Source organism: Chitinibacter sp. FCG-7 (genome assembly GCF_040047665.1).
In the GTDB taxonomy this organism is placed as follows: Bacteria; Pseudomonadota; Gammaproteobacteria; order Burkholderiales; family Chitinibacteraceae; genus Chitinibacter; species Chitinibacter mangrovi.
Genome location: NZ_CP157355.1, coordinates 2,914,395 through 2,928,091, shown reverse-complemented (window position 1 = coordinate 2,928,091; position 13,697 = coordinate 2,914,395). Strand labels below are relative to the sequence as shown.

At 54.9% G+C, this 13,697-nt stretch carries 12 protein-coding genes and 1 pseudogene; 5 read left to right on the top strand and 8 right to left on the bottom strand.

The window, feature by feature from the left end; genetic code table 11:
- Positions 1-124 precede the first annotated feature (124 nt).
- From ABHF33_RS13785 to ABHF33_RS13750, 8 genes are all read right to left on the bottom strand, one after another.
- Complete coding sequence (locus ABHF33_RS13785) at positions 125-1,432, bottom strand: hemolysin family protein (RefSeq protein WP_348944485.1); 1,308 nt, start codon at positions 1,430-1,432, stop codon at positions 125-127.
- Between the two features lie 168 nt (positions 1,433-1,600).
- Complete coding sequence (locus tag ABHF33_RS13780; RefSeq protein ID WP_348944484.1) at positions 1,601-2,386, bottom strand: substrate-binding periplasmic protein; 786 nt, start codon at positions 2,384-2,386, stop codon at positions 1,601-1,603.
- 154 nt (positions 2,387-2,540) lie between these two features.
- Positions 2,541-3,221 (bottom strand): Fe2+-dependent dioxygenase, encoded by a 681-nt coding sequence (locus tag ABHF33_RS13775; protein WP_348944483.1) that lies wholly within the window; start codon positions 3,219-3,221, stop codon positions 2,541-2,543.
- A gap of 148 nt (positions 3,222-3,369) precedes the next feature.
- Positions 3,370-5,580: a TonB-dependent receptor gene (locus tag ABHF33_RS13770; RefSeq protein WP_348944482.1), complete on the bottom strand. Its 2,211-nt coding sequence runs from the start codon at positions 5,578-5,580 to the stop codon at positions 3,370-3,372.
- Positions 5,581-5,839: 259 nt separating this feature from the next.
- Positions 5,840-6,262 (bottom strand): ExbD/TolR family protein, encoded by a 423-nt coding sequence (locus ABHF33_RS13765; protein ID WP_348944481.1) that lies wholly within the window; start codon positions 6,260-6,262, stop codon positions 5,840-5,842.
- Complete coding sequence (locus ABHF33_RS13760) at positions 6,249-6,920, bottom strand: MotA/TolQ/ExbB proton channel family protein (RefSeq protein ID WP_348944480.1); 672 nt, start codon at positions 6,918-6,920, stop codon at positions 6,249-6,251. The genes ABHF33_RS13765 and ABHF33_RS13760 overlap by 14 nt, the downstream gene beginning before the upstream one ends.
- A gap of 8 nt (positions 6,921-6,928) precedes the next feature.
- Complete coding sequence (locus tag ABHF33_RS13755; RefSeq protein ID WP_348944479.1) at positions 6,929-7,645, bottom strand: energy transducer TonB; 717 nt, start codon at positions 7,643-7,645, stop codon at positions 6,929-6,931.
- A 214-nt stretch (positions 7,646-7,859) separates the two neighbouring features.
- Positions 7,860-8,756, bottom strand: a complete 897-nt coding sequence (locus tag ABHF33_RS13750; protein WP_348944478.1) for a LysR family transcriptional regulator ArgP — start codon at positions 8,754-8,756, stop codon at positions 7,860-7,862.
- 166 nt (positions 8,757-8,922) lie between these two features.
- Here ABHF33_RS13750 and ABHF33_RS13745 point away from each other — a divergent pair, with 166 nt between their 5' ends.
- From ABHF33_RS13745 to ABHF33_RS13725, 5 genes and pseudogenes are all read left to right on the top strand, one after another.
- Positions 8,923-9,537, top strand: a complete 615-nt coding sequence (locus ABHF33_RS13745) for a LysE/ArgO family amino acid transporter (protein ID WP_348944477.1) — start codon at positions 8,923-8,925, stop codon at positions 9,535-9,537.
- Between the two features lie 404 nt (positions 9,538-9,941).
- On the top strand, positions 9,942-10,325 hold the full coding sequence (locus tag ABHF33_RS13740; RefSeq protein ID WP_348944476.1) for a DUF6394 family protein: 384 nt from the start codon (positions 9,942-9,944) through the stop codon (positions 10,323-10,325).
- A gap of 23 nt (positions 10,326-10,348) precedes the next feature.
- A complete protein-coding gene (locus ABHF33_RS13735) occupies positions 10,349-12,082 on the top strand; it encodes a potassium channel family protein (RefSeq protein ID WP_348944475.1) in 1,734 nt (577 codons plus the stop codon).
- Between the two features lie 376 nt (positions 12,083-12,458).
- Positions 12,459-13,190 (top strand): DNA-3-methyladenine glycosylase I, encoded by a 732-nt coding sequence (locus tag ABHF33_RS13730; RefSeq protein WP_348944474.1) that lies wholly within the window; start codon positions 12,459-12,461, stop codon positions 13,188-13,190.
- Positions 13,191-13,435: 245 nt separating this feature from the next.
- Positions 13,436-13,696 (top strand): annotated as a pseudogene (locus ABHF33_RS13725) (transposase); the annotation flags it as partial.
- Position 13,697 lies beyond the last annotated feature (1 nt).

Here is a 13,697-nt window from a genome sequence, read left to right as displayed (position 1 = left end):
ACACACTTGGTATATATACGGCAGAGGCGGGATAAGCACAGAAAAGCCGGGGTAGATGAAATCATCGCCCCGGCTTTTATCAACAGTGGCCACAATCGCCGCTTGGCAAGAATTGAGAAATTGCTTAGCCGTTTTTCTCGATCGCATCAGCCGATACATGTTCGGCGGCTAGAATCTTGTCGACGCGGTGTCCATCCATGTCCACCACTTCCAGCGACCAGTTTTCCCAGTAAGTCACATCACCTGTACGCGGCATGCGGCCGAGCAGCAGCATAACCATACCGCTCAGGGTGTGATAGCTGTTTTTGTCTTCGTCCGGCATGGTGGTGAACGCCAGCCTGTCTTTCAGCTCAGGCACCGGAATCAGGCCATCGAGCAGCCACGAGCCATCGGCGCGCTGCACCGCCCAGGCGTCTTCCATGTTTTGCGGGGTAAATTCACCCGTGAGCACTTCCAGCACATCCTGCAATGTCACCAGACCTTGCACTTCGCCGTATTCGTCGACTAGAAAAACCATCTCGACGCCCGATGAGCGCATTTGTTCAAGTAGCTCTAGGCCGGTGAGTGTTTCGGGTACAAACACGCAGGGCTGCAATTGGGCGATAAAGTCGACGGGCTCGCTTTTCAGGACTTTTTTCAGGATTTCCTTGGTGCTGATTACACCCAGCAGATTTTCCAGCCCGTCACGGCAAACCGGAAAGCGCGAATAATCAGCCTGGGCAATGCGCGCCAGATTGTCCTGCAGCGGTTCGGCCAGATCGAGGTAGACCATGTCGCCGCGCGGAATCATCAGCGAGGTCACCATCCTATCGTCCAGCCGCAACACATTGCGCACCATGGTGTGTTCGTGCTCTTCAATCAGGCCCGCTTCGGAGCCCTCGGCCAGCATGGCGTCGATTTCATCTTGCGTTACGCTTTGCATGGCATTCTGGTTCGCGCCCAGCAGACGCAAAATGGTGCTGGTTGACATGCTCAGCAGGCGCACAAAGGGTCGCGTGATCAGCGCCAGCATTTGCAGTGGACGCGATACCAGCGTGGCAATCAGCTCAGGGCTAATCTGCCCTAGGCGCTTGGGTACCAACTCGCCCAGTACAATCGAAAAGTAGGTTACCGACACCACCACGCAGACTGTTGCGCTGGTATCGCTGAGGTTTTCTGGCAGGCCAAAGGTCATCAGCCAGTCGGCAAACGGCGCGGCCAGTACCGATTCACCAACAATACCGCTTAGCACACCAATGGAAGTAATCCCGATTTGCACGGTGGACATGAATTTGGTCGGATCAGCGCCCAGCTCCAGCGCCACTTTGGCGCCGGTATTGCCCGCCTCGGCCATTTTGCTCAAACGTGCTTTTCGCGCAGTCACCAGCGCAATCTCGGACATGGCAAAGACGCCATTGAGCAGAATCAGCCCGAGCAATATAAAGATTTCCATTGATTTGATTGGGTAATGAAGAAGTAGCAGATATTGTGCCACAGTCGGCAAAAACAAGCGGCGGACAATTATGGGATGCCAATGCGGCGGCGAGTGCAGAAAAACGACGGGCTATGGATTGGGTATATTGCCGCAATCAAACACTGAAAAGGGCTGCAGGGCAATACCCTAATTCAAGCTCAGCTGGGCGACCCATTTTTTGCGCAGTTGCCCGACATAGCCATTATCGCGCAGCAATTTATAGCCCTGATTGAATTTATCCAGCGCCCACTGTCCCTGCGGATGGCTGGTGCTAAAGCCAATGTAAACCAGCGTGGGCGTACTGGGGAAAGCCAGCTCGACCTGATCGGCAACGCCAGCGCTTTCGGCCCAGTAGCGCGAGCCTTGCAAATCGTTACCGATCACCAGCGCGGCATCAAGCCTGCCCTGCGCCAGCCGTTTCAGGCTAACCTGCTCGCTGCGGCCGGGGAAAAAAGCAGCGCCGCGCATTCTGGCCTGCAGCGCCGAATCGGCATATTCATAATCCTTCACCGTGCCGATGCGCAGCGGTTTACCCAGCTCGGATTCTTTTCTGGCCGCCAGCGGCCTGGCTTTGTGCTGAAAGTAAACGCCGTGAGCTTTGTATAAAGGCTCGTCGGCAAACTTCACTCGCCCTTCCAGCGCTTTTTCCCAAGCCATATTGAAACACGCCGCCACGCTGCCATCGAGCACCATAGCCTTGCAGCGCGAATACGGCACCACGCCCAGTTTGACTTCGATACCCACCGCTGCGTAGGCCGCAACGACCAGCTCATTGGTGTAGCCGCCACCATCGGCGCGAGAAAACGGCTCGGCAGCGTCTTCAACCAGAATTTCCAGCGGCTCGGCCATCGCTTGCGCCATAGCCTGTGCCATCGTTAATGGCAGCAGCAAACCCAGCAAGGGGCGGCAAGGCAAGCGAGTGGCAACGTGCATGGCTTAGCTCGGGATCAAAATCACTTTTATAGCGGAATAAAACCCCTGCAGTGATTAGGGTTTACCCCTAGCAAGGCGTAAAAATTCGCGTTAAATCAAGGCAGAACAAGGCCACAGCGCCAATACCAATGGCATAGATCCTGCGTAGCAGGTTTTAAATTTCACCCCATTTACGCAACAGATTGTGATAAACACCGGTCAGTTGCACTGCAGTCGGCGTATCGCCCAGCTCGGCGCGAATCTGGCGGATGCTGGTATCCAGATCAAACAGCAAGCCGCGCTCGCCCACATCCTTGACCATGCTCTGCAGCCACATAAACGAGGCCAGTCGCGTGCCACGCGTAATTGGCTCGACACGGTGCAGACTGCTGGATGGATACAGAATCAGATCGCCAGCGGCCAATTTCACTTCATGCAGGCCAAAAGTGTCTTCAATGACCAGCTCGCCACCGTCGTATTCGCTAGGGTCGGAGAAAAACAGCGTGGCCGAAAGGTCTGAGCGCACCCATTCGCCGGTGTCGGTAATGCGCCGCATGGCGTTATCCACATGATTGCCAAAAGTCATGCCTTCGCTATAGCGATTAAACAGCGGCGGAAAAATGCGCTTGGGCAGCGCAGCAGAAAAAAACAAATCGTTTTTTTCCAGCGCCACCAGGATCACCTTGCGTACCGCCACGGCTTGTTCATCGTCATTGGGCAGCTGCTGATTGTTTTTTACCTTGGCCGACTGGCTACCCGCCGTAATCCGGCCATCCAGCCACTGCGCCTGATTGAGGCGCTGGCGACAGTCTGCAACTTCAGCCGGGCTCAATACTTGCGGAATATGCAATAACATGATTTCAAGTCTCCGTATGGTGTTTTCATCATGAATCGAAGGCGCGCTTCAATCCATCATGAAAACAAACAGGGGATGATGACATCCCCTGTTGCTAATTGGCTATACCCTTAAGGGCATAGCCTTGAACTTCAATTAATATATAAGCTTAGAAGCTATACCCTACACTTACACGAGCAGAGCGACTCATACCCGGTACTGCGAAGCCGCCGTACAGGCCTTCGTAGTGTTTGGTATCAAACAGATTGTAAACGTTCAGCTGTACGTTCAGATCACGGTGTTTCCACTCGGCCATGGCATCCCAGCGCACGAAGGCAGGCAGATTGGTCACATTGGCCAGACTGGTATAACGTTTGCCCATGGCGTTAAAGCCACCACCCACTTTCCAGTTGCCGTCAATCTGGTAGGTAGTCCAGAAGTTGGCAGTGTGGCTAGGCACGTTATCCGGGCGCTTACCCAGATTGGCTTGTTGCGATGCCAATGGGCCGACTTTGTCGATTTTCGCTTCCATATAGGCGATACCGGCAAAGACTTGCCATTTGTCCGTGATACGGCCCGCGCCTTCGAGCTCGATACCGTCGGTATGGCGTTGGCCTGATAGTACAGCTGGTTTAATCACGCCCACTTCGATATCAGTTTGGCGCTCATTGGTTTTGATCGTGCGGAACAAGGCAGTACGCAAGGCCAAGTCGCCGCCCAGCAGCGTCCATTTTGCACCCACTTCGTAGTTGGCGTTTTTCTCAGGCGGCGTCATTGAGCCGCGCACATCGGTCGAATACGCTTCGGCCGATGGGTTGAACGATGTGCCGTATGAAGCGTAGTAAGACTGCTGCGCATCAGGCTGGTAGATCAAACCGGTACGCCAGCTCCACACATTATCAGTACGGCTCACATCAGGCTGATTTGGCGGCGTTGCGGTCAGGCTCTTGCGCTTGGTTTCAGCTTTGAAGTTGTCGTAACGTGCGCCTAGCAACACTTTCCACTGGGTATTGAGTGAAATCATGTCCTGGAAATAGATTGCGGCGGTATTGGCCGTTGATGTATCAGCTTGGGTTCTCACTGGCTCATCACACTTAGGGCGACCGCTGGTCACAGGATTGCCCACGGTGGTGGTCGGCGCGGTGCAGCTGGTGGTAGCGCCCGTGTTGCGTTGAACGCGGCTGAAACTCACCAACTCTTCGCGGGTCAGCTCCACACCGGCCAGCACATCATGACGGATGGTGCCAGTCTCAAAATCCCAAATCAGATCGGTGACGTTGGAGAGAATTTCCTGCTCGCGTTCACGCAATTTGAAGCTACGCCCGATTACGGTGCTGTCGCTCAGCGCTTCATTGCGATTGGCAAAACGCAGACTCGGTGCGCTAGCGCGCAAATCCAGATCATACTGGCCGTAGCGAGTGCTGTTTTTCAGCTGCATATTGGGCGCGATCTGATGCTGGATGACCGCACCGAGTACGTCGGTTTTGGTTTTTTCCGAGTCGAAATCTTTCAGGCCGTAGAAGGTATTCACCCGATCAATCGGCGTGTTTGTGCCATGCACCGATGCGCTGACGTTGTAGTACGGCACACCGTAATCAGGCACATTGTCTTCGCGGTAGTGCAAAGCATTCAAGGTGATTTCGGTTTGTTCGCCAATCCCGAATTTCACGCTCGGTGCTACGCCGTAGCGGTTCATTTCCGCGCCTTCACGGAAGCTGCCGCCTTTTTGACCCATCACCACCACACGCGCCGCAGCGGTTTCGCCGATTGAGCGATTGACATCTACTTCACCGCGGTAGAAAGCATCGGTACCAATGGTGCCGGTCAGTTGCGTTAGATCGCCACGGAAGGCCTGTTTGCTCACCTGATTAACAATACCGCCCGTTGAACCACGGCCATAAATCATCGAAGCCGGGCCGCGCAATACTTCTACCGAATCGGTCTGGAAAGTATCGCGGTTGTATTGCGCCGAGTCACGGAAGTTATCGACGTACAGGTCGTTAGAAGCAGCAAAACCGCGAATACGGATGCCGTCACCACTACTACCACCTTCGGCGGCATTGAATGTTACGCCAACGGCATTGCGCAGCGCTTCTTTCACGGTATTGGCATCCTGATCGTGCATCAATTGCTGCGTGATGCTGGTGATCGATTGCGGTACATCACGGGTATCTTGCTTAGTACGGCCTACAGAAACGGTTGGCGCCACATACGTATCGGCAGTACCATTTTTATTTGCTACGGGCGCAGCCACTTCAACCGGTGCCAGCACAGCGTCGGCGGCGTGCGCGCCACCCGCTACCACGCCAAACAGCGCGGCTGCAGCCGGGTATTTCGCCAGATGGCGAACACCAGTTTTCTTTTTGTGTATCTCTCTCATGGTTTTCTCTAGTGTGTTGACAAAAATTAATCGACAAAAATTGGGCAAAAAAAGGGCGGGATCAACCCGCCGTGTGCTTGTTAATCAGATCAAAATCGTATTCAGGGCGTAAAGCCAGAACAGCAGCAGGCGCGAGGCCTGCAGCCAGTTCGGTCAAAAACTGTGTTCAATATTCCAATGAGCTTCATAACACTGCTGCAGAGGCAGACTCCTGATTTAACAAATCCACGGCCTTGATCCCGCCGTTCAAGCGTGCTCTTTATTTAGCCGTGCCCTCGCCGCTGGTCATCAGACCAATGCGGGTCAAGCCAGCGCGCTGCGCTGCGGCCATGGTTTGTGCGATCCGTTCGTACTGCACGGTTTTATCAGCGTACAAGTGCACTTCGGTCAGCGGATCGGCGGCAAAGGCAGCGGCAAAACGCGCATCCAGGCTTTCTGGCTGTACCGGCTTTTGATCGTCGAGCAGGCCACCTTCGGCTTGCAGCGTCAGCTTGATTGGCTGCTTGGTTTGCTCAACCACCGTGGTGCTGGCCTTGGGCAATTCAACGCGTACGGCATGAGTCATGACTGGCGCAGTCACAATAAACACCACCAACAGCACCAGCATCACATCAACCAGCGGGGTGGTATTGATCTCGGCCATGGGAGCCGCATCATCAGAAGAAAAACTACCGAACGCCATGACCGCCCTCCGTTAGCAACTGGGCATGCAGATCATGCGTAAAACCATCGAGTTCCTGCGCAAAACGGCGATTGGTACGGATAAAAGCGTTGTAAGCAATCACTGCTGGGATCGCCACAGCCAGGCCCGCCGCTGTAGCCACCAGTGCTTCACCAATTGGCGCCGCCACTGTGCTCAGCGAGGCGCTACCGCTGGTAGCAATCCCCACCAGCGCGTGATAAATACCCCATACCGTGCCAAACAAGCCAATAAATGGCGCAACCGAGCCAGTGGTTGCCAGCCAAGTCAGGCCACGTTCCATCTTGGCGGTTTCCTGGCTCAGCTTGGTGCGCAGATTGCGCACCAGATAATCATCCAGCGACACCGCCTTACCCAGACCGCCACCTTCATGCGCACGGTAGTGACGCAGGCTTTCGGCACCGGCACGCGCCAGCTTGGCTGCAGGCGCCTGGTGTTTGGCGGCCAGATTCAGTGCTTCCTGCCAGTCGCTCGCCTCCCAGAATGAGCTCATAAAGCCCTGCTGATGGCGCTTCATCACCCACAGCAAACGCGAGCGCGCAATAATCACCACCCAGCTCACCACCGACATCAGCACCAGCAAAGCAAAGACCGATTGCAAAATCGGATCACCCGAATGCAAAACCAACGATAAATCCATCACTAACCTCAAGTATTCGGTTTCAAAAATTTGATCGGCACTATGACAGTACCGGCTACTGCAACATCACCGCGTTTGGCGGGGACAAAGCGCCAACGCTGTACAGTTCTTTCCGCGCTGGCATCCAGCCGCGCATAACCGCTGCTTTTGGTGATCTCTACTTGCTCGGTCAAACCGGCAGCATTGACCCGCACACGCAGCAACACCGTGCCGTATTCACCCAGCGCAGCGGAAGCTGGCGGATAAGGCGGCTTGGGGTTGCTTAAATAATTTGCATGAAAACTCGGCTCGCTCACCACCGGCTCGGCCTGTCGGCTCTGCCCTTCCTGACCGCCGCTGGACGGGGCAGCCGCCGAATCATTGGCCGTTTTGCTGCTGCGATCCGCTACTTCTTCGGTTTGCGTGGCTTTGGCAGCGGCCACTTCCATCGTTGCGCTGCGCTCTGGCGTTGCCTCTTGTTGCACACTCGGCGCTCGCACCTTGCGCTCCTGCACTTTCTGACGAACCGTCTGGCGCACTTCCTTGATCTTCTGCTTGATCTTGGGCTGCGCCTTTTGTGGCTCGGGCTTGGGTTCAGGGGCGACTTCGCCCATGGCCAGCGGCACGGCCTGCATAAAAATCGGCTCTTGCGGCGCCTGCGGGCGCTGTGCTTGTGCGAGCAGATAAAAGGCGGCGGCATGCGCCAGCACAACCCCGGCTACAGTTTTTTTGCTATCGAGAATCATTCCCACATGTTACTGGCAACCATTCTCATTTGCAATGAATTTCTGTTAACAATTCACGTCGTAAGGCGTTAATTTTTACCATGGAAATAAAAATGAAAGAATCATGAAATAAATAGGTATACACAGGTAAACAAGTAACAATATGACTGAGCGAGCAATACCCACTCCATGTATTCGACTCCTGCTCGCCGCGCCATCATGCGTAGCGCCCAACTCAAGCCCGCGCCAGCAGAGCCCCGCGCGCAGCCTCGACCAGACGGCGCGAAAGCCGCTCCAGACGCGGCGATTGCACCTTCCAGTGGTGCCAGTACAGCGTGACATCGGTGGGCTGCTGCGGAGCCAGATCAATTAACTCACCACGCGCAATCAAGGGATCGGCCTGCAGATGCGGCACCATCCCGCTGCCCAGCCCCAGCAGGATTGATTGCAGATACGGCTCGCTGGCCGGTACGTGATGTTCGGGATATGCCCCGACCCGCAAGCCAAATTGCTGCTCCAGAAAGCCCGCCTGCAAAGCATCCTTGCGGTTAAACACCATCACCGGAGCCTGTCGGGCCGCATCGCGCGTATAACCCCGGGCAAACCAGCGCGCATGAAACGCCGGCGAGGCCAGCATGCGATAACGCAAAATACCCAGCTCATGCACCACACAGCCTTGCATGGCATGCGGCTCGGCCGAGACACAGGCCAACGCTTGCCCTTCCTGCATCAGCGCATAGGTGTGATCCTGATCGTCTACCGTCAGGCTGATCAGCACATTTTCGGCAATCAAAAAATCGCTCAACGCCGGCAGCAGCCAGGTACTGAGCGTGTCGGCATTCACCGCCAGTGGCACCGTTAGCGGTGCAGCCGCTTCACCAGAAAAACTGGCCAGAAAATCCTGCTCCAGCAATCTGGCGCGGCGCAAATACTGCAAGAGCTGCTGCCCCGCCATGGTGGCGCGACAAGGGCGCGAGCGCACCAGCAGCGGCACACCCAGCTGCACTTCCAGCTGGCGCACCCGCTGCGACACCGCCGAAGCGGTCAGATGCAGCGCGCTAGCCGCCTGCTCGAAGCTGCCGCTATCGATCACCGCCAGCAAAGCTTCAGCGTGTTTGTAGTCAAACTGCATGGCGCACCCAATATTAAGAATTTTTTAATCTAGCAAAGATAATTTAAATATTCTTTATATGGCAAGCGGCAGTTAGCACAATAGACCCAAGTTTTTCAGCATTACGTGGGCGCAACAGGGCCCTTTCCATCCACATTGACGATCAATACATACGTGAAGGTTTAACATGGCAAACAGCGTTTTTTTTCAGGGCATGGCTTTATGCGCCAGCCTGATTATGGCGATTGGGGCGCAGAATGCCTTTATCTTGCGCCAGGGCATTAGCCGCCAGCATCTGTTTATTGCGGTCATCACCTGCATTGGCTGCGACTTTTTGCTGATGTCAGCGGGCGTGCTGGGCATGGGCAAGATTTTGCAAACGCTACCCGAGCTGCAAAGCTGGATGGCGCTGGCAGGCGCGGTATTTGTATTCTGGTTTGGCTGGCAAGCGCTACAAAAAGCCATCCGCCCCGGCCAGCTGCAGATCGACGATGCAACCCGCAGCGCCAGAACAGCCAAAAGCGTGGTCGTCGCCGCACTGGGCTTTTCGCTGCTCAATCCGCACGCGATTCTGGATACAGTGGTGCTGGTCGGCGGCATTGGCGCGCAGCAGGCGCCTGCCAATCAGCCTATTTTTGTGCTGGGTGCGGTGAGCTTTTCCTGCTTGTGGTTTTTTTCGCTGGCTTATGGCGCGAGCAAACTGGCCCCGCTATTTGCCAAACCCGCAGCGTGGCGCGTACTGGAAGCTCTGATTGCGCTGATGATGGTGGCGATTGGTATTTCATTGCTCAAAATGGCCTAAATATTGATTACTTTTTAATCAGCAACAACTAAACCCGTCAGAACAGGGGCTTAGCGCATTCATCCACAGCTTACCCACCCAGCTATGCCAGCAATGCGTGGAAAAGATGCCCCAATTGCCCCGCTGCTGCTGCTTTTTGCAGCAATCGGCAAACTGCCATGCAGATCAGCCAGTTAGCCCAACTATCCACAAGTGCGCCGCAATTTTATCCACGCCATGGGTGGATAAGAGCGCAATCGGCTTGAACTCGCCTGTGGACTAAGCCACAATCGGTATGGCATGTATAGCGCTGCAACGCCCTGCTAACGGCGCTGCAGCCTTATACCCCCTTGGGTAATCGGCTGCTGCTGCGGAACACCGCCATTCACCCGCTACCCAATCCCTGCACTTCACCGGGCCTGATCATGAATATTGAAAAAGTTATTTTCGGATTTTTTATCCTGCTGGCGTTTACGCTCAATTTCGGTTTTGTGCTGGGTGAAATTGATGTACCGCACCAACACGATGTGTTTGAGCTATTTCTGGCGATAGTGATCAACTTTATCGCCACGGCGCTGAAGTTTGGCGACCGCACCCAGGTGGGCGCGCTGCACCTGGCCACCAGTCTGGTCGCCGATTTGCAATTGATTACCGCATCGCTGGTCTGGGGACATGCGGTGTATGTCTCCGGCGTGGGCATGACCCCAGCCGTGACGTCGATGGTGGTGTCGTTTGCCGCTGGCGCACTGGCCGCCAATCTGGTGTCGGTGGTGCTGCTGATTGGTGAAACCCTGCAGCATCGTCGCTAAAGATGGACGGCATATTCTTTCTGATGCTACGGCGCCTACGCGCGCCGATTGTCACGCTGATTGCCATTTACGGCATCGCCGTGCTGGGCTTGGTGCTGATCCCCGGCATTGATGCCAATGGCCAGCCCTATCATATTGATTTTTTCCACGCGTTTTATTTCATTAGCTACACCGCCACCTCAATCGGCTTTGGCGAGATACCCAACCCGTTTACCTATCAGCAAAGGCTGTGGGTCTTGTGCTGTATTTATCTGGCGGTGACCGGGTGGGCGTATACGATAGGCTCGATCTTCGGCCTGATGCGCGATGAATCGCTGCGCAAAGCCATTGCGCAGGCGCGCTTTCGCAATAAGGTACAGCGCATTAGCGAGCCTTTTTATCTGATTTGCGGCTACGGGCAGACTGCCCGGCTGTTGTGCAAGGTGCTCGATGATCTGGACATTCGCTTTGTCATCGTCGAGCAGCGCGCCGAGCGGGTGAACGAGATTGCGCTGGCCAATTTCAAATTTGACACCCCCAGCTTTGCAGGCGATGCATCCAACCCCGAGCTATTGAAAATCGCCGGTATCGAGCACAAACATTGCATTGGCATTCTGGGTATTACCGGCAACGAAGAAGCCAATCTGGCCATTGCCATCAGCGCCTACGTCTTGCGGCCCAAGCTGCTGTCGATCTGCCGCAGCCGCAATCAGGCCGTAGCCGAAAACATGGCCTCGTTTGGCACCAACAAGGTGATCAATCTGTTTCAAACCGTAGGGCGCAAATTCAGCCGCCGCCTGCAGCAGCCGATGATTTCGCGCGTTTGCGACATTCTGGCTGATTTTCCCGGCAAAACCATTACCGAGGAGCCCAGCCCGCCGATAGGCCACTGGGTGATTGTGGGTTACGGGCGCTTTGGCACTGCGGTGCATAAATCATTGCTGGCTGCCGGGTGCACCGTCACGGTGATCGACCCCGAACCGCAAAGCGATCTGGATCATGATCACTTTATCCTCGCGCTGGGCGTTGACGCCGCATCGCTGCGCCAAGCCGGCATCGAGCGCGCCGTAGGGCTGCTGGTCAGTCACGATCACGACGCCAACAATCTCTCGGCGCTGGCCACCGCACGCGAAATCAACCCAGCGCTATTTACCGTAGCGCGGCAAAACCTGACGCACAATCACCTGCTATTTGAAGCGTTCAAACCCAATATCACGTCGATCCGCGCCGAAATCATCGCGCACGAATGCCTGCGCGCCATGGAAAACCCGCTACTGGCCGACGCCATGGCGCTGATCCAGCAGCAAAGCGAAGAATGGGCGCAAAGCCTACTGCCGCAATTGCTCAACCTGTGCCACGGTGAAGTGCCGGAAATCTGGCGCATCCGCTTCAACGCCCAGAATGCCAGCTCGGTACACGCCATGCTGGCGCAACCCGTGCCGCCGCTGCGCATCGGCCATTACACGCACGACGCACTGAACCACGGCAATACGCTGCATTGCCTGGCGCTACTACACCGACATGCGGGCCACGACCAGCTACTGCCCGGCAGCGAAACGCTGCTGCAATTTGGCGACGAGCTGCTGTTTATTGGCGACCACCACGCCCGTCTGGCGCATAGTGCCGTGCAGGAAAGCATTGCCCTGCTCGACTATATCCGCACCGGCGAAGAGCAGGCACAAAGCTGGATATTCCGCCGCATCGCCCAATGGCAGAAAGACCGGCAAGCGAGCAATCAAGCCAGCAACGACACCCAAACCAGCACTGAAACCGATTAAATACTGATTAAAATATAATCAGCACCAGAATAGCCATCAGATACAATCACTTAAGCCGCTTATCCACAACTTACCCCAGCAACTGTCCTGTCCGGCACGGGATAAGTGGGGAAAAGGCGGGATAATAGATCAAAAAATAGGCAGCGCAAGAAAACCCCATTGCGACAAGCGCTTAGCCCACTTACCCACAGCCTATACATTTTCTTATGCACGCCACTTGTGAATTGCCTAGGCTTAGTCGCAAGCAAGGCAATGGGATAAAATTCGCCCTGCTGATACCGCCGCGATGTATTTGACTGCAAGCATTCGTACGCAAGGCTTAGCGGGCAATACATCGAGATTAACTGCCAGGACTCAATCAAAACCCGAGGTCAACATGCAAAAATTCGCTGAAATCCAAGCCCGTGCCATTGAGCGTAAAGGTGGCGCACAAGCTTTGCAGGATTTATTGCCCTCGGTGGCGAGCGAGGCACAGTTTTTGGCGCTACCCGATCACCGAATTCTGGCAATGATGTGCAAAGCCATTAATCAGGCCGGCTTTAACTGGACAGTGATTAGCAATAAATGGCCGCAGTTTGAGGAGGCTTTTTTCGGTTTTGATGTTGATAAGCTGGCGATGCTATCCGCCGAGCAATGGGAAGCATATTGCAACGACACGCGCGTGGTGCGGCATTGGCCGAAGATTAAAGCGCTGATGGAAAACGTGAGTTTCGTGCAGGCGTATAGCCATGAACACGGCAGCTTTGCGCGCTTTCTGAACACATACCCTGCCTCGCGACAAGTCGAGCTGATGGCGTTTCTCAAAAGCCACGGCAGCCGCTTGGGCGGACAAACGGGGCAATGGTTACTGCGCTACATCGGGAAAGATGCGTTTGTTTTAACGCAAGATGTGGTATTGGCGCTGCAGTTGGCAGGACTGGATATTCCCGATCAACCAACGAGCAAACGCGATTTAAATAAAATCCAGCAGCTATTTAATGACTGGGCCGATGAAACCGGCCTGCCCTACACGCATCTAGGCAAAATCGCCGCCTATTCGGTGGGCGTGAATTACGAAAGCCAGCTAATTCAGCATGAAAGTAGCAAATTCAAAGCGGTGATTGAGTAAGCAATAAACAGGCACAAGCACATGCCCGATTGCGCGCATTGATCATCCCGGCGATCAACAGCTGCTGAGCGGGCATTGCAGAGCAACATTGGCAGGGTATATTAATGCAAGCGTTTACAGCACTGTCCTAGCTGGCAATACGTAGGCATGCATCTGAATAATGAGGCAGAATTAACTGGTGAGCTCAGCAGGCAACGGGCTTTTTACACAAATCAGCGGCGCAGTGCCGCTGGTAGAATGGCTGTATGAGCAAACCTGCACCTAACAAGTACAAAACCACCCACTGGCCAAGGTATCACGCTGCTTTGAAATCACGTGGCGTATTGATGATTTGGCTCGATGCAAAGCTGAAATGGGTTGCTGAACCGACTGGCAAACGTGGACGAGCCCCTACTTTCAGCGACGACGCCATTCAGTTTTGCCTCACTATCAAATGCCTATTCGGCCTCACATTGCGCCAAGCCACTGGCATGGTTGAAAGCCTGCTGCAGCTCGCCAATTTAGATT